The following is a 14,958-nucleotide window of genomic DNA, read 5'->3' as shown; positions in this document are numbered from 1 at the left end:
GTCAGCGCTTGCGTGCCCGGGGATGCGCCTGATCGTAGGCTTGAGCCAGATGCTGGAAATCCAGCCGGGTATAGATCTGCGTGGTAGAGATATTGGCATGGCCCAGCAATTCTTGCACGGCGCGCAAGTCCTGGGCCGATTGCAGCATATGGCTGGCAAAGCTATGGCGTAGGCTATGCGGATGAACATGTATGGGCAGGCCAGCCAACGCCGCCAGACGATTGAGTTGCGTTTGCACAACACGAGGGCTGATGCGCCTGCCGCGTGCACCTAAAAACAAGGCAGCGTCGGTGTCGACATCCGTGTGGCCGTTTAGCAGTTGCCCCCGTACTTGTAACCACCGCTCGATGGCCGCGATGGCCTTGCCTCCCAGTGGCACGCTGCGCGTCTTGCCGCCTTTGCCGTGCACGATTGCCTCGTTTTCGGGCAACTGTATCCAGCTTTGCGATTCATAGCCGTTTCGGCGGGTGTGCTGTCTGTCCAGGCTGACCAGCTCGGCAAGCCGAAGCCCGCTGGAATACAGGATCTCGAACATGGCCTGATCGCGACAGGCGATCGGGCCTTCTGGTTCTGGCAGGCCAGGGCGGTCCAGCAGAACCTGAGCCTGTTCCACGGACAAGGCCTTGGGCAGGCTGCGTGGTATCTTGGGCGCCCGGACGCCCGCCGCTGGATTTGCATCCAGGCCTGCGCGAGGCGCCCACCACTGGAAGAAACCGCGCCAGGCCGCCAAGGCCCGCGCCAGGCTGCGCGGCTTGTGGCCCCGGGCGTGCAGACGCCCCAACGCTTGCCGGATATGACTTTCTGTGAAGGTGGACAGCGGCAGATCTGGATGAAGCAGCATCAGGTGATGCAGGTCTTGCCGGTATCCTGCCAGGGTGTGCGCGGAATACCGGCGATTGCCTTGCAGATGCGCCAGCCACTGCTCCATGTCGGCCGGAAGCGCATGCATGGCGTGCCTCAGGCTGCTTCAGGCCCGGGCGGCAGGCGCAGGCGTGAAAGACTGGCGCTGGCCAGGCGGTTGATCGTATCCAGAAATACGGTGCCCATGTCGACCGAAAAATGTTCTGGGTCGTCTGAGCCCAGCACCAGCAGCCCCATGGGCTCGGTGTTGTTATCCGTGCGCAGGGCGATGATGGCCAGGGAAGCTGGCGGCGTGCCCAGCCAGCCCGCGGGCTCCTGCCCCGCAAGCGGGCCGCAGTAGGGTTTGGTCAGCGCACGGGCATATTCCCGTATGGCATCGGTGACATCTTCGGTGAATTCACTGTCTTGCAGCCGGGGGACATCCCAAAGCCTGAGCGCGATGGACGGCAGGTCGAACATATCGCTCAGGCTGCGTACGATATGGCCGGGGATCTGGCGATAATCGTCTTCTGCCAGCAGGCGGCAGCACCAGTCGGTGAGCGTGTGGCTGATTCTTTCGTTGCCGGTGGCATTCTGAAGCAGGCCGGACAACTTCCATTCGAGGTCTTTGGTACGTGCCCGCAGGGTCATGATCTGCCGTTCGCCCAGTGAAATCGCACGGGTTTCGTTGGGATGGGGAACACGCAACTCTGCAAAGACGTGGGCATGGTCGCGAAAGAAAGAAGGGTTATCCTGCAGGAACAGGGCAACGTCTTCAGCGGAAAAACTATCTGCGCTCATGGACTTGTGGTTTCCTTGTTTGGGTTCGTGCCTGCCGGCGCCAGGCCGGTTTGTGATGCGAACTGTCGTGAGAGGGTGTCGATGTCCACCTGACCGGAATACACCGTGGCGGTTGGTCCGCTCATGCGAAGGTGGGCGCCATCCCAGGAGACGGAGAGCTCACCGCCGTGGGTCTGAACGCGGACGGGACTGTCGAGCAGGCCCCGGCGTATGCCAGCCACCACGGCAGCGCAGGCGCCAGTGCCGCAGGCCAGGGTTTCGCCGACGCCACGCTCATAGACCCGCAGCGAGATGGCGTGCCGATTGGTAACCTGCATGAATCCTGCGTTGACGCGCCGCGCGAAACGCGGATGCGATTCGATCAGCGGACCGACTTTGGCCACGGGGGCGTTGATGATGTCGTCTACCACCTGAACCGCATGGGGGTTGGAGATGGCGACCAAAGACAGCGCGGCTTCGCCGATGCCGGGCAGCGGCAGGGTCCAGAGTGTGTCGTCGGCGCAGGGGGTGGAGGTGAGGCCGGAGACGTCGAAGCCGACGTCTTCGGGGGCATAGCGGGTTTGGCCCATGTCGACCGAAACGCTGTCGTCGCCGTTGTTGTCCAGTGTGATCAGCCCCGTGCAGATTTCGGCACGCAGGGGATTGCGGCGCGACAGGCCTTGCTCGTGCACAAAACGCACAAAGCAGCGGGCGCCGTTGCCGCAGTGCTCGACCTCGCTGCCGTCCGCGTTAAAAATGCGATAGCGGAAGTCTGCTTCGGGGTGAAGCGGGGGCTCGACCAGCAGTATCTGATCTGCGCCGATGCCGAAATGGCGGTCTGCCAGCGCGCGCGCGTGCTCTGGCGTCATGGCAATGTCTTGCCGCACGCCATCCAACACGACAAAATCATTGCCGGCGCCATGCATTTTTACGAAGTTCCACATCATCCGCTCATTATCCCGGATTACAGCTGATTTGTCCGCATGCGGCGCCCCTTGCGTACCTTCGTGCACGATACACGACAGTGTCGCCCAGGATAGCCGCGCGCCATCGCCATTGCCATCGCCGGGCGGGCCGATCGCACCTGTCTTAGTAGACGCCGGGCTGGCCTTCGGGCCGCGTCTTGAATCGGCGGTGCACCCAGTAATACTGAGGCGGGTCGACGCGCACCCAGTCTTCGATAAGCTGATTGAGCCGCGCGGTCGCGTCTTCAGGGGATTGTTCGCCCGGAAAATCCTGTAGCGGCGGCAACACATCAACCTGATAACGCCCGGTGCCGGGGTTCAGGCGGCTCACGATGGGCAGTACGACAGCATCCCAGCTGCGGGCTATCTGTGCGGTGGTAGGCAGCGTGGCCGCCTGTACGCCAAAGAAGGGGGAAAATATCGCGCCGGAGCGGCCGAAATCCATGTCTGGCAGGTAATAGACAGGCAAACCGTTGCGCAAGTGGCGTATCAGCCCGCGCACCCCTTCCTTGCGGCTGATGAGATGAACGACATTGAAGCGCGCCCGGCCTTCACGCACAATTTGATCCACCGCCTCGTCGCTTTGCCTGGTGTACATGGTGGCTGACTCGTCGACAGACATGGTCAGGCGCGTTGCGGCGGCATCCAGCCCAATAAAGTGGGGCGCCAGGAGGATGATGCGGCGTTTATCGCGCATTGCCTGCTGCAGGTGTTCAAAACCATTGAGCGCAATGGTATCCAGAATGGACTCGCGGGTGCCAAACCAGCACAGGCCGCGATCCACCACCGATTGGGCAAGCAGGCCAAAGTGGCGGCGCACCCACGCTTCGCGTTCCGCCTCGGTGTGTTCCGGAAAACACAGCGCCAGATTGGTACGCACGATGTGGGCGCGAGAGCGCAGCAGCCTGAGCGACAGCCAGCCCAGCACCCGCCCCCAGCGCAGGCGTGTTGCCGTTGAACAGCGGCCGAAATGCCTGAACAGCGTACTCAGGATCGAGAGCTTGTCGAGCTTCATGCGCCAGCATCTCCAGCTTGCTGCGGAGGCGTCGCCGGGATGAGGATGCTGCGGTAGCAATTCCAGAGGTGCTGTTCTGGAAAACAAGGCATGAGGGTATCCGTGTCGTGGTGGAGGGCAGGGGGGCTTCTCAGCTAGCGCTATAGTGTATTCGCATTTGTCGCCGCGGCGCATTCCACGCTCCAACCCTGCTGGCGTCCCGTGAATTACGATGCTGTGGCGTTTTTGGCTTAAAATGGATCCTATCGCTGAGTTAACCGACAACTTGCGGGGCGATGGCGCGCTGTCCTGAAACAGGCCACGCGCTGAAAATCCGCTAAAGCGTCGCGCCCTGATTTACCTGCTGCGCAGATGTCCGAGGTGCAACGCGTTTCGTTCAACCTCTAGCTGGATATCCAGCGCTTCATAGGACGTATCGCTGTGGCAAATAACGATTTTCTGTTTACTTCCGAATCCGTATCCGAAGGTCATCCCGACAAGGTCGCTGACCAGATTTCCGATTCCATTCTCGATGCCATTTTCACCCAGGATCCCAACGCCCGTGTTGCTGCCGAAACACTCTGCAACACCGGTCTGGTCGTCTTGGCGGGCGAAATCACCACCACCGCCAATATCGACTACATCCAGATCGCGCGCGACACGATCAAGCGTATCGGATACGACAATACCGACTATGGCATCGATTACAAGGGCTGCGCCGTCCTGGTCGCCTACGACAAGCAGTCGCCCAACATCGCCCAGGGCGTGGATCGCACCAGCGAAGAAGCCCTGAACCAGGGCGCTGGCGACCAGGGCCTGATGTTCGGCTATGCCTGCGACGAAACGCCCGACCTCATGCCGGCACCGATCTGGTACGCGCACCGCCTGGTGCAGCGCCAGAGCGAGCTGCGTAAGGATGGCCGTTTGCCGTGGCTGCGTCCCGATGCCAAATCCCAGGTGACATTCCGTTATGTCGATGGCAAGCCGGTCGAAGTCGATACCGTGGTGCTGTCCACCCAGCACGCGCCCGACATTACCCAGGAAGCCATCCGCGAAGCCGTCATCGAAGAAATCATCAAGCCCAGCTTTCCTGATGGGCTGCTCACCCCCAAAACCCGCTTCATGGTCAACCCCACCGGCGTGTTTGTGATCGGCGGTCCACAGGGCGATTGCGGGCTGACAGGCCGCAAGATCATTGTCGATACCTATGGCGGTGCGTGCCCGCACGGCGGCGGTGCGTTTTCCGGCAAGGATCCCTCCAAGGTTGATCGCTCGGCGGCCTATGCCGCTCGCTATGTGGCCAAGAACATCGTTGCCGCCGGCCTGGCGCGCCAGTGCCAGGTGCAGGTCAGCTACGCCATTGGCGTCGCTGAGCCCATCAACATTACGGTGTACACCGAAGGCACCGGCGTCATCCCCGACGAGCAGATCGCACGGCTTGTGCGCGAGAATTTCGATCTGCGCCCGAAGGGCATCATCAACATGCTGGATCTGTTGCGCCCCATTTATGCCAAGACCGCGGCGTATGGCCACTTCGGCCGTGCCGAGCCTGAGTTCAGCTGGGAAGCCACCGACAAGATCCAGGCCCTTAAACAGGCAGCCTGACATGAAAATAACCGAGGTGCATCGTGAGCCGGCGGCTGCCGCCGACAGCATCTCGGTCGCTGCCAGCACGGCTTCGGACAACAATCACAGCCTGTCTGTTTCCGATTCACCCTGCGTTGCGGTGTGTTCCACGCTTTACGACGATATCTGCCGTGGCTGCGGTCGCACTGCCATGGAGGTTGCCAACTGGGTATTTCTGGACGAAGACGACAAGCGCCGCGTATGGGAGCGCATCAAGGCGCAGGGCTATCCTCGTCGCAAGGGCTGAACCATGCGGCGCGCTGCCCGCCAGGTGCCGCTTGAACACTGCTCTTGCCGGGCCAAGGCCGAATGCCCTGACATCGCTGCGGCTGTCTGCCGATTACGATACAATTTGCCTGACTTCCCAAGGAGCGCTGCAACGGCGCCGGAACCGCGCCCCAACGGCCGGTTCGGCCCGCCAGGCTTGGGGTGTTTTCTGATTCAACGGCGCTCATCGTTACCCTGTACGGGCAAGGATGAGCGCTTCACGCCTTAGGCGCGCCCCGGCCAGTACAGGATTATGGGATCAATGCCATGAATACTGTTGCTGACGCCACTTTTACCGATTACAAAATCGCCGATATCGCACTGGCCGACTGGGGTCGGCGCGAAATCGCCATTGCCGAAACCGAAATGCCAGGCCTGATGGCCACGCGCGAAGAATACGCGGCGGCTCAGCCCCTCAAGGGCGCGCGCATCGCAGGCAGCCTGCACATGACAATCCAGACTGCTGTTCTTATCGAAACGCTCAAGGCGCTGGGCGCTGAAGTGCGCTGGGCGTCGTGCAATATATTTTCCACTCAGGATCACGCGGCGGCGGCGATTGCCGCCAGCGGCACGGCTGTTTTCGCCATCAAGGGCGAAACCCTGGAAGACTACTGGCAATACACGCACAAAATCTTCGAATGGCCCGAAGGCCAGCACGCCAACATGATTCTCGACGATGGCGGCGATGCCACCACGCTGCTGCATCTGGGCGCTCGCGCAGAATCCGATGCGTCGGTGCTGGATAAGCCGGGCAGCGAAGAAGAGCGCGTGCTGTTTGCCGCCATCAAGGCACAGCTGGCGCGCGATCCCAAGTGGTATTCCACACGACTGGCGCAGATCAAAGGCGTAACCGAAGAAACCACCACGGGCGTGCATCGCCTTTACCAGATGGCCCGCAAGGGAGAGCTGGCATTCCCCGCCATCAATGTCAACGATTCAGTCACCAAATCCAAGTTCGACAACCTCTATGGCTGCCGAGAGTCGCTGGTCGACGGCATCAAGCGTGCCACCGATGTCATGATCGCCGGCAAGATCGCTGTGGTGTGCGGATTCGGCGACGTGGGCAAGGGATGCGCCCAGGCGCTGGCGGCGCTTCGCGCACAGGTCTGGGTGACGGAAGTCGATCCGATCTGCGCCTTGCAGGCGTCCATGGAAGGCTATCGCGTGGTTACCCTCGACGAGGTGGCAGACAAGGCTGATATTTTCGTGACGGCGACGGGCAATTACCACGTGATTACGCGCGATCACATGGAGCGCATGAAAGATCAGGCCATCATTTGCAACATCGGACACTTCGACAACGAAATCGATGTCGCTGCCGTTGAAGACCTGCAGTGGGAAGAAATCAAGCCGCAAGTGGATCACATTATTTTTCCCGATGGCAAACGCATCATCCTGCTGGCCAAAGGGCGCCTGGTCAATCTGGGCTGCGCGACAGGGCATCCGTCTTTCGTGATGTCTGCGTCGTTCACCAACCAGACCATCGCGCAGATCGAGCTGTTCACGCGGGGCGAGGCTTACGAAACCGGCAAGGTTTATGTGCTGCCCAAGCAGCTGGATGAAAAGGTTGCCCGACTGCACCTGAAGAAACTGGGCGTGCAGTTGACGACTCTGCGCCAGGATCAGGCCGACTACATCAGCGTGCCTGTAGAAGGTCCTTACAAACCGGATCATTACCGCTATTGATCTCCAAGATCATCCGGTGTTTTCATTGTTGCAGTACTGTCGTAACGGCGTGGCGTCTGCCACGCCGAGCAAGAAGCCGGGTTTAACCAAAGGAGCACTGATATGGAACTCTTACTTGTCTGGATCTTGAATGCAGTGGCTTTGCTGATCGTGGCGTACATCCTGCCAGGCATTAATGTCGCATCGTTTGGTTCAGCCCTGATTGCCGCGCTGGTGCTGGGGTTGCTCAATACCCTGGTCAAGCCGGTGCTCATACTCTTGACGCTACCCATTACCATCGTCACGCTCGGGTTGTTTCTGCTCGTGCTCAACGCGCTGGTGTTCTGGTTTGCGGGTTCAGTACTCAAAGGCTTTCAGGTCAGTGGATTCTGGTGGGCCATGTTGGGGGCGTTTGTCTACAGTATTGTGTCGGGCGTTCTCTCCAGGCTGCTGACGTCCTGATCGCAGGCAGGTCGAAAGCAGGTCTTTTCGTCGGCAGGCACTGCCCGCCCAGCCCAGGGGCGGGCAGTGCCTGTCGTCACTATGATGTATGCCCGCTCCAGAAGGCGGCTACCTATCTCTTCCCGCCTGGATGGCGGGGTATACGGAGTTCTTTACATGAGCAGTAAACAGGCGATCAGTCTGGAGTTTTTTCCGCCTCGCGATATCGCAGCCCAAGAAAAACTCGTGCGCTCGGCCAAACAGCTGTTGGCCCTGCATCCCGAATATGTCAGCGTCACGTTTGGCGCGGGCGGCTCCACGCGCAGCGGCACAGCCGATACCGTGCGCATGATGCAGAACCTGGGATGCGATGCGGCGCCCCATCTTTCGTGTATCGGTGCGACGCGCGCCACACTGGGTGAAATCCTGGACGCGTACCGCGAGCAGGGCATACGCCGCATCGTGGCTTTGCGTGGCGACTTGCCTTCGGGTATGGGCGGTGACGCAGGTGAACTGCATTACGCCAGCCATCTTGTGGAATTCATACGCGAACACAGTGGCGATTGGTTCCATGTTGAAGTGGCGGCCTATCCCGAAAGCCACCCGCAATCGGCGAGCGCGCAATCGGATCTCGACCACTTCGTCGCCAAGGTGCAGGCGGGCGCGAACAGCGCCATCACTCAGTATTTTTTCAATGCCGATGCCTACTTCGACTTTGTCGAACGCGCGCGCGCCAGAGGGGTGGATGTGCCCATCGTGCCGGGCATCATGCCCATCACCAACCACACCCAGCTGGCGCGGTTTTCGACCATGTGCGGCGCTGAAATTCCCCGCTGGCTCAAGCTGCGCTTGACAGACTTTGGCGATGACAAGGCATCCATCAAGGCATTCGGGGTGGACGTCATCACGCGGATGTGCCAGCAGCTGCTGGACGGCGGGGCGCCCGGGCTGCATTTTTATACGCTGAATGGCGCAGAGTCCACGATGGCCATCTGCCGCCAGCTCAGGCTGGGCTGACTGCGGGGCTGGCCGAGAAGGCCAGGGCAGCCGGCCGATTAGCCCAATACCGGCGCGGGCACCGCCCAGCCTTTGTCTGTCAGGATGGCGTCCAGCGGAACATCGTGCGGCGCGGGTGCGTAATCATCCTCTGACAGGTCGCCGCTAGCCCAGGCAATGCCTATCGAGGTAAATGGGTGGCCCGACGACTTGAGCGCCGCCAGGGTTCTGTCGTAATACCCTTTTCCGTACCCGACGCGGTCTCCGCGCCGGGTATAGCCCAGGGTAGGCACCAGTACGATATCCGGAGGCGGCGCGAGTTCGCCAACGGGTTCCTGGATGCCGTAGGAGCCTGGCTGCATTGGCGCATCCGGCACCCAAAGCCTGAACTGCAATGGCGCATCAGGGGCCGTGACGACAGGCAGGGATACGCGGTATCCTTCTTCTTCCACCCATTGCTGCAACAGCGGTTGCAGCGCCGGTTCATCTTCCGTAGACCAGAAAGCTGCAATCGTGCGAGGTTCTGGCTTGCCTGTTTCGCGCAGGCGGGTGCGTGTCGTGGCCAGCCAGGTATATAGGCGGCCTCGTATCAACAAGGCGCCGCGCTTGCGCTCAACAGGATCCTGCGATGCCCTGCGTTGTTTCAGGCGGGCTCGCAGCGGGGTTGCGTTATTGTGTAAGCTGTCAGTCATGAGCGAGTTATGGGGTCAATTCAAGATGTTATCCAATAGGCAACGGTATCAGAAAATGCGTGGCATGTCCGGCACGTGGCAACCCGCCAGGCTGCGCATGGGTGCATGTACGCTGTTAGCCCTGGCCTTGATCGGCTGCAGTGGCACAGAAAACGTGGCCGCCCGTTCTGATGCACAGGCGGCCACAAACGGGCGGCAGGTGCCCGCAACCCTGGATACGCCGGACGCCGTTCAGGTAGCTTCGCTAGAGGCGGTGCCGGCCTTGCGTGACCAGGTTGGCAAGGATGCCAACACCATTACGCTGATCACGCCGCCCGAAGCTCGCCAGGCCGTCATCGATGCGCGCGCCGCCAGGCAAAAAAAACAATGGGATCTGCTGCAGTCCCTGGTGCCGGTTGCCAAGTCGGATCCCGTGATTGGCGCCTATGCCGAATACTGGTCGCTATATCGCACCCTGACGAATCCCGCTTTGCCTGTGCCGGAAGTACAAATACGTGATTTCATTCAGCGCCATGCTGGCACCTATCTGGCTGACCGGCTCAAGGGAGACTGGATCGTTGCGGCGACACGTGCTGGCAACTACGCCCTGGCGGCGAGCCTGGCGCCGCTGGTCAATGTGGATGCGTCGGAGCAGTGCGCCTTATTGCATGCGCAGCATATGACAGGCCAGCGGGTGAATGCCCAGCAGGTCATGGATAGTTTTGTGCCCAATAATGCATGTTGGGCCATGCTTGGCCAGATGAAAAGCAGTCAGGTCGTTGGATGGAAGCAGCTCGAACCTGCGTTGCGCGCCATTCTTGAAACCAACAAGGCAGGTAACGCCCGCCGCATGGCCGCCCTCATGTTTACGCCGGCAGAAATGACTGACTACGCGGCGATCATGAAAAATCCCAAGAAATGGCTGTCTGGCCGCAAACCGCCACGGGATCGCGCCCAGATAGAGCTGGTAACGATAGCGCTGTCCCGATTGGCCTATGGCGACAACCGTCTGCCCAATGCAGCCTACGTCGAAAACAACTGGGCCACAGCCATCCCCAAGGACAATATCCAGTGGGTTTGGAGCCAGTTCGGCTTGGTTGCCGCGCTGAATGTCGAATTGGATGCCGCCAAGTGGTATCGGCGCTCGGGCACCGCGCCCATGACGGACTATAACCATGCCTGGCAAGTTCGCGCGGAACTGCGCCAGCCGGCCATCGACTGGAAACAGGTTGAAAAGGCGATCGAGCGCATGACAGACCGGCAGGCATCCGAACCGGTTTGGATGTATTGGTCCGGGCGTGCGCTGGCTGCGCAGGGGCAGCACGAAGCCGCGGTGCGCAAGTATCAGGCGATTTCGACAGAGCTCGATTTTTACGGTCAATTGGCCAGCGAGGAGCTCGGCCATACGCTGTCGCTGCCGCCGGCGCCGGCGCCTGTTACAGCCGCCGAGCTGCGCGAAGCGCGCAGCAATCCAGGACTGCACCGTGCCATTACGCTGTTCGAGCTAGGTTGGCGCCCGGAGGCCGTGCCGGAATGGAGCTACGCCATCCGCGGCATGACCGACAGGCAACTGCGCGCTGCGGCGGAACTCGCGCGCCAGGAGCATATCTATGACCGCGTGGTGAATACCTCACTGCTGACGCACAACGAAATCGATTTTTCACAGCGCTTTATTGCGCCGTTTGAGGGGCGGGTTACCGAAAAGGCGCGCATGATCAACCTCGACCCCGCGTGGGTATATGGCCTGATCCGGCAAGAATCGCGCTTCATCATGGATGCCCGGTCGCATGTTGGCGCTTCAGGGCTGATGCAACTGATGCCCGCCACGGCGCGATGGGTGGCCAAGAAAATCGGCATGGTGAACTTCACGCCGTCGTCGGTGAACGAGTTCGAGACCAACACCATTCTGGGCACCAACTACCTGAACATGGTGCTGAATGATCTGAACGGTTCCGAGGTGCTCGCCACGGCTGGCTATAACGCAGGACCGCGTCGTCCCGTGCTCTGGCGCTCCAAGCTCGGCGCGCCTGTCGAAGGGGCGATTTTTGCGGAAACGATACCGTTCACCGAAACGCGTCTTTACGTCAAGAACGTGATGTCCAATGCCACCTATTACGCGATGCTGTTCACCGGCCAGCCCCAGTCGCTCAAGAAGCGTCTGGGCACTGTGTCGCCGCAGCCTAGCCGGACCGTGGATTTGCCGTGATGGTGGCTGCTGCCATGGACGCTGACGACACCGACGCGCTTTCCGGCCTGCAGGTGTATATCGTTGGGGGAGCGGTGCGCGACGAATTGCTGGGCCTGCCGGCAGGCGACCGCGACTGGGTGGTGGTCGGTGCAACGCCGCAAGAGATGTCGCGCCGCGGATATATCCCCGTAGGGGGCGATTTTCCGGTATTTCTGCATCCTCAAACCAAAGAAGAATACGCATTGGCCCGCACCGAGCGCAAGTCCGGGCGGGGCTACAAGGGCTTTACGTTCTATACGGGCACAGACGTCACACTGGAAGAAGATTTATGCCGCCGCGATCTCACCATCAACGCCATTGCTCGGCGTGTGGATGGTCAGTTGGTCGATCCGCTCGATGGCCAGGCCGACATCCGTGCCAAGGTGTTGCGGCATGTGGGGCAGGCATTTGTCGAAGACCCCGTTCGCTTGCTGAGGCTGGCGCGGTTCGCTGCGCGTTTCCATGATTTTTCGGTGGCGCCCGAAACCATGCAACTGGCGCGCCAGCTTGTTTCCGATGGAGAGGTCGATGCCTTGGTGCCGGAACGGGTCTGGAAAGAACTGGCCAAGGGGCTGATGACCGCCCATCCTGGCCGCATGTTTGATGTGCTGCACGAGGCGGGCGCGCTCGAGCGCATACTGCCGGGGCTGGATTTTGACAGCGCGATTTTGTCGGCGGAGCTGGTGCGCGCCCATGAGGCAGGCCTGGCGCTGCCCATGCGTTTTGCGCTGGCCTGCAGGCTGTCTGATGCGCCCGCGCAGATAGGCCGCCATGTACGAGCGCCTAGCGAGTGCATTGATTATGCACGGCTGCTTCCCCTGGTGCTGGAGGGAGCGGATCATGCGTCTCCATCCCAATGGCTGGATCTGATGGAGCGCTGTGACGCCTTGCGCAAGCCCGAGCGTTACCTGGATTTGTTGCGGGCCGCTGACTGCGTGGCGGATATCGACCTGGCGGGATGGCAGGCCCGTGTCGCTGCGATACGCGGCATTGATGCCGGGGCGATAGCCAAGGCGTTGCCAGGCCAGCCTGAGCAAATCCGAGCGGCCTTGCGTGAAGCACGGCTCAAGGCATTGTCCGCCTTGCCGCAGTCAACCGCCTGAGCTTAGCAGAACGCGACGCGCACCCAGCCCAGGCCTTGAAGATGGGCGCTCACATCGCTGTCTGCTTCGGCGAACGCGATGCCGCTGCATGATCCGGTGGTGACGATCTGGCCAGCGCGTATTCCGCCGTGTCGGCCGGCAACATGATTGGCCAGCCACACCAGTAAGCGCAATACATCGCCGGCAGGATTCGCGCCCCGGGTATCCACAACCATGTCGTCATCGAACATGAGCTGGGCAGGCTGTTCGAGCTGATTGATATTGAATCCCTGTTCGCGCCCTTCACCGTAGATGAGCACGCCGTGGCCCAGGGCGTCGGCCAATGCAGAGGGATAATCGACCTGAGTGCGATCGGTAAAGCGCGACTCAACTACCTCGATGACAGGGTGAACAGAGGCAATGGCTGCCAAGACTTCAGCCAACGTATAGGGGTGTGGCTTGGGAGGGAGATCCTGTTTGAAGCGGTAGGCGATCTCGGCTTCGATACCGCGCAGCGGATGGTTGGTCGACAGCAGCCGGGCGGGAGACCGTATGATGCCGGAGGCGGGCAAGGGCGCGCAATTGGGCTCGCCATCCGGCGCTGCCGCGCCGACTTTCCATCCCCCGATGGGCCCCAGGCCCGCAGCGACCGCATCCTGTATGGCATAGGCCTGCGCCACGTCGAGTGGCCTGCAATCCTGTGGAAGTGCGGTAATAAGTGTTCTCTGTGCGCGGGCGTCCAGCAGATAGTGTGCCGCGCGTGCGATCCGATCTGTTGTCATGAAGTGCGTATGATCCGGTACATGTTGAAAAGACAGTCAGCGTTTCTTATAGACGATCGCGGCGGTCACCGCGCGTGAAACCCACCAGTGGCTCATCAAGGTTCCGGCCGATGGCCAATACCTTGAAGAGTTCACCCATCTCTGCTTCGGACGTCAATTTCTGCACGGCCGCCATGGTGCCCGCGCGATTGACGGCGTCGGGGCTGGCGCGCATCAACAGATCTGGCAGCCCCGCATTCATCAGGAACCTGGCCTGGGATGTGTAGCCCAGCACCTCCAGGCCGCCTTCCAGCGCGGCATCGGCCATGGCGGTGAAGTCCACATGCGCGGTGATGTCCTGCAGCCCAGGATACAGCAAGGGCTGTGCGTGCGTATGATGCCGAAAGTGGCACATGAGCGTGCCTTCCGCCCTCTGGGGATGATAGTACTCGCGTTGCGGGAAGCCATAATCGATGAGCAGGGCGGCGCCGCGCGCCAGCCAGGTTCCCATTTGCATCACCCACGCTTCGGCCTGCAGATTGATCTCGGACTGGTAGCCGGGCAGGGGAGGCATACGGCTGGATACGGCGGCTTGCAGCCAGTCGGGTGCGGGTCGCCAAGCCAACGCAAAGCGGGGCGGCGAGGTGATGCTGCCGGCGTCCAGGTGGCGGGCGGCTGGCGTTTCGGCGTGTGTTTGCTGCGCCAGGCGCACACCCGCCTCCTCAAGATGCCCAGTGTCATTCCAGCGGAACAGGCTTGCGGGCATCGCGTCCAGCACTTCGTTGGCGATCACGCAACCCGAGAAGGCATCCGGCAAGGTATCCCGCCAGGCGATATTGGCCTGCAGGCTCGCCAGCCGCTGCCGCTGTCTCGCCTGAAGGTCTGCCGAGACGTCGAGAATGCTGTATTCGGGTTCAATGCCCAGATCGCGCAGGGCCGGAATGATCGCCGCTGCCAGTGCGCCGGACCCCGCGCCGAATTCGAGCACGCGATTCGTTTTCGTGGCCCGCAGTACCTGGGCAACCTGACGTGCCAGCGTCTGTCCGAACACCGGGCTGAGCTCGGGCGCGGTGGTGAAGTCTCCGCTTGGCAGGCCACCGCCGAATTTGACGCTGCCGGCCGCATAGTAACCCAGGCCAGGCGCGTACAGCGCAAGCTGCATCCATTGGTCAAAGGGCAAGAAGCCCGCGTCAGATTCGTTGATACGTTCCGCCAGATAAGCGGCAACGTGGTCCGAGTGGGCGAAGGCGTCGGGATCGGGCTGCGGGAGCCCGGCCGGCAAGGTGATGGAAGGCGTCATTTCTGCTTGTCTTTGTTGTGCAGTACCCAGAGGGAACAGCACATGGATACGAAAAACCCCACCAGCAAAGCGCAGATCAACGCAACGACATAGTTGTTGAAGACGATCCAGAGCGGCAGCGACAGGAGAAACGAAAGCAGGAGGGGTTTGCGAGCGAGCTGTTTCATGATTTATGGACAGGGGCGGGCAACCCGGATAGGTGGGCAGCATCCTTATTGTAGTGGCTGCACGCCGCCAGACGTGAAACAGCCCCGACAACCTGGAGGAACGTCCAGCGTGTCGGGGCTGTTTCAAGCGCAGGGTAAGCCTGCGCTTTGCCGCCGTTGCGCCCGAAGGGGGCGTC

At 61.1% G+C, this 14,958-nt stretch carries 15 protein-coding genes and 1 riboswitch; of the genes, 7 read left to right on the top strand and 8 right to left on the bottom strand.

Annotated features, from left to right (window positions below):
• Position 1 precedes the first annotated feature (1 nt).
• The 4 genes from xerC to ERE07_RS12445 form a co-directional block, all read right to left on the bottom strand.
• On the bottom strand, positions 2-949 hold the full coding sequence (gene xerC / locus ERE07_RS12460; protein ID WP_130009197.1) for a tyrosine recombinase XerC: 948 nt from the start codon (positions 947-949) through the stop codon (positions 2-4).
• Positions 950-957: 8 nt separating this feature from the next.
• Positions 958-1,641, bottom strand: coding sequence for a DUF484 family protein (locus ERE07_RS12455; protein ID WP_130009195.1), 684 nt, complete (start codon positions 1,639-1,641; stop codon positions 958-960).
• Positions 1,638-2,567: a diaminopimelate epimerase gene (dapF, locus tag ERE07_RS12450; RefSeq protein ID WP_425330979.1), complete on the bottom strand. Its 930-nt coding sequence runs from the start codon at positions 2,565-2,567 to the stop codon at positions 1,638-1,640. Before dapF ends, ERE07_RS12455 begins: the two co-directional genes overlap by 4 nt.
• Positions 2,568-2,709: 142 nt before the next feature.
• Positions 2,710-3,600: a lysophospholipid acyltransferase family protein gene (locus ERE07_RS12445; RefSeq protein ID WP_130009194.1), complete on the bottom strand. Its 891-nt coding sequence runs from the start codon at positions 3,598-3,600 to the stop codon at positions 2,710-2,712.
• A gap of 420 nt (positions 3,601-4,020) precedes the next feature.
• On the opposite strand from ERE07_RS12445, the gene metK reads away from it, so the two are divergent.
• The 5 genes from metK (at position 4,021) to metF (ending at position 8,595) form a co-directional block, all read left to right on the top strand.
• Complete coding sequence (gene metK, locus ERE07_RS12440; protein WP_130009192.1) at positions 4,021-5,184, top strand: methionine adenosyltransferase; 1,164 nt, start codon at positions 4,021-4,023, stop codon at positions 5,182-5,184.
• 1 nt (position 5,185) lies between these two features.
• Positions 5,186-5,452, top strand: a complete 267-nt coding sequence (locus ERE07_RS12435) for a DUF1289 domain-containing protein (protein WP_130009190.1) — start codon at positions 5,186-5,188, stop codon at positions 5,450-5,452.
• A 113-nt stretch (positions 5,453-5,565) separates the two neighbouring features.
• A riboswitch (S-adenosyl-L-homocysteine riboswitch) is annotated at positions 5,566-5,665 on the top strand.
• A gap of 74 nt (positions 5,666-5,739) precedes the next feature.
• Positions 5,740-7,158, top strand: coding sequence for an adenosylhomocysteinase (gene ahcY, locus ERE07_RS12430; protein ID WP_130009188.1), 1,419 nt, complete (start codon positions 5,740-5,742; stop codon positions 7,156-7,158).
• A gap of 102 nt (positions 7,159-7,260) precedes the next feature.
• Positions 7,261-7,599, top strand: coding sequence for a phage holin family protein (locus ERE07_RS12425; RefSeq protein ID WP_130009186.1), 339 nt, complete (start codon positions 7,261-7,263; stop codon positions 7,597-7,599).
• Between the two features lie 156 nt (positions 7,600-7,755).
• Positions 7,756-8,595 carry a methylenetetrahydrofolate reductase [NAD(P)H] gene (gene metF, locus ERE07_RS12420; protein ID WP_130009184.1) on the top strand — a complete coding sequence of 280 codons (840 nt, stop codon included), beginning with the start codon at positions 7,756-7,758 and terminating at the stop codon, positions 8,593-8,595.
• Between the two features lie 38 nt (positions 8,596-8,633).
• On the opposite strand, the gene ERE07_RS12415 is transcribed toward metF, so the two are convergent.
• Positions 8,634-9,266: a 5-formyltetrahydrofolate cyclo-ligase gene (locus tag ERE07_RS12415; RefSeq protein WP_130009182.1), complete on the bottom strand. Its 633-nt coding sequence runs from the start codon at positions 9,264-9,266 to the stop codon at positions 8,634-8,636.
• Between ERE07_RS12415 and ERE07_RS12410 the strand changes: the two genes are divergently transcribed.
• Positions 9,265-11,451 (top strand): lytic transglycosylase domain-containing protein, encoded by a 2,187-nt coding sequence (locus ERE07_RS12410; protein WP_245153690.1) that lies wholly within the window; start codon positions 9,265-9,267, stop codon positions 11,449-11,451. The two genes, ERE07_RS12415 and ERE07_RS12410, sit on opposite strands and share 2 nt — an antisense overlap.
• 14 nt (positions 11,452-11,465) lie before the next feature.
• On the top strand, positions 11,466-12,575 hold the full coding sequence (locus ERE07_RS12405; protein WP_130009431.1) for a tRNA nucleotidyltransferase/poly(A) polymerase-related protein: 1,110 nt from the start codon (positions 11,466-11,468) through the stop codon (positions 12,573-12,575).
• Between the two features lie 2 nt (positions 12,576-12,577).
• Here ERE07_RS12405 and ERE07_RS12400 read toward each other — a convergent pair whose 3' ends face one another.
• The 3 genes from ERE07_RS12400 to ERE07_RS21705 are packed head-to-tail and all read right to left on the bottom strand — an operon-like array spanning position 12,578 to position 14,782.
• Positions 12,578-13,336, bottom strand: coding sequence for a 2-keto-4-pentenoate hydratase (locus tag ERE07_RS12400; protein ID WP_130009180.1), 759 nt, complete (start codon positions 13,334-13,336; stop codon positions 12,578-12,580).
• A 46-nt stretch (positions 13,337-13,382) separates the two neighbouring features.
• Positions 13,383-14,615 carry a class I SAM-dependent methyltransferase gene (locus ERE07_RS12395; RefSeq protein ID WP_130009178.1) on the bottom strand — a complete coding sequence of 411 codons (1,233 nt, stop codon included), beginning with the start codon at positions 14,613-14,615 and terminating at the stop codon, positions 13,383-13,385.
• Positions 14,612-14,782, bottom strand: a complete 171-nt coding sequence (locus ERE07_RS21705; RefSeq protein WP_167670874.1) for a hypothetical protein — start codon at positions 14,780-14,782, stop codon at positions 14,612-14,614. The genes ERE07_RS12395 and ERE07_RS21705 overlap by 4 nt, the downstream gene beginning before the upstream one ends.
• Between the last annotated feature and the right edge of the window lie 176 nt (positions 14,783-14,958).

Origin of the sequence: Allopusillimonas ginsengisoli, from assembly GCF_004153455.1 — a bacterium.
Lineage (GTDB): Bacteria > Pseudomonadota > Gammaproteobacteria > Burkholderiales > Burkholderiaceae_B > Allopusillimonas > Allopusillimonas ginsengisoli.
Note: the sequence above shows the minus strand (reverse complement) of the source record. Positions and strands in the feature narration are given on the sequence as shown.

Excerpts from the sequence above, each read along its gene's own strand:
- xerC (WP_130009197.1), bottom strand. The coding sequence starts at position 949 with ATGCATGCGCTTCCGGCCGACATGGAGCAGTGGCTGGCGCATCTGCAA.
- ERE07_RS12455 (WP_130009195.1), bottom strand. The coding sequence starts at position 1,641 with ATGAGCGCAGATAGTTTTTCCGCTGAAGACGTTGCCCTGTTCCTGCAG.
- dapF (WP_425330979.1), bottom strand. The coding sequence starts at position 2,567 with ATGATGTGGAACTTCGTAAAAATGCATGGCGCCGGCAATGATTTTGTC.
- ERE07_RS12445 (WP_130009194.1), bottom strand. The coding sequence starts at position 3,600 with ATGAAGCTCGACAAGCTCTCGATCCTGAGTACGCTGTTCAGGCATTTC.
- ERE07_RS12435 (WP_130009190.1), top strand. The coding sequence starts at position 5,186 with ATGAAAATAACCGAGGTGCATCGTGAGCCGGCGGCTGCCGCCGACAGC.
- ahcY (WP_130009188.1), top strand. The coding sequence starts at position 5,740 with ATGAATACTGTTGCTGACGCCACTTTTACCGATTACAAAATCGCCGAT.
- ERE07_RS12425 (WP_130009186.1), top strand. The coding sequence starts at position 7,261 with ATGGAACTCTTACTTGTCTGGATCTTGAATGCAGTGGCTTTGCTGATC.
- metF (WP_130009184.1), top strand. The coding sequence starts at position 7,756 with ATGAGCAGTAAACAGGCGATCAGTCTGGAGTTTTTTCCGCCTCGCGAT.
- ERE07_RS12410 (WP_245153690.1), top strand. The coding sequence starts at position 9,265 with ATGAGCGAGTTATGGGGTCAATTCAAGATGTTATCCAATAGGCAACGG.
- ERE07_RS12415 (WP_130009182.1), bottom strand. The coding sequence starts at position 9,266 with ATGACTGACAGCTTACACAATAACGCAACCCCGCTGCGAGCCCGCCTG.
- ERE07_RS12405 (WP_130009431.1), top strand. The coding sequence starts at position 11,466 with ATGGACGCTGACGACACCGACGCGCTTTCCGGCCTGCAGGTGTATATC.
- ERE07_RS12400 (WP_130009180.1), bottom strand. The coding sequence starts at position 13,336 with ATGACAACAGATCGGATCGCACGCGCGGCACACTATCTGCTGGACGCC.
- ERE07_RS12395 (WP_130009178.1), bottom strand. The coding sequence starts at position 14,615 with ATGACGCCTTCCATCACCTTGCCGGCCGGGCTCCCGCAGCCCGATCCC.
- ERE07_RS21705 (WP_167670874.1), bottom strand. The coding sequence starts at position 14,782 with ATGAAACAGCTCGCTCGCAAACCCCTCCTGCTTTCGTTTCTCCTGTCG.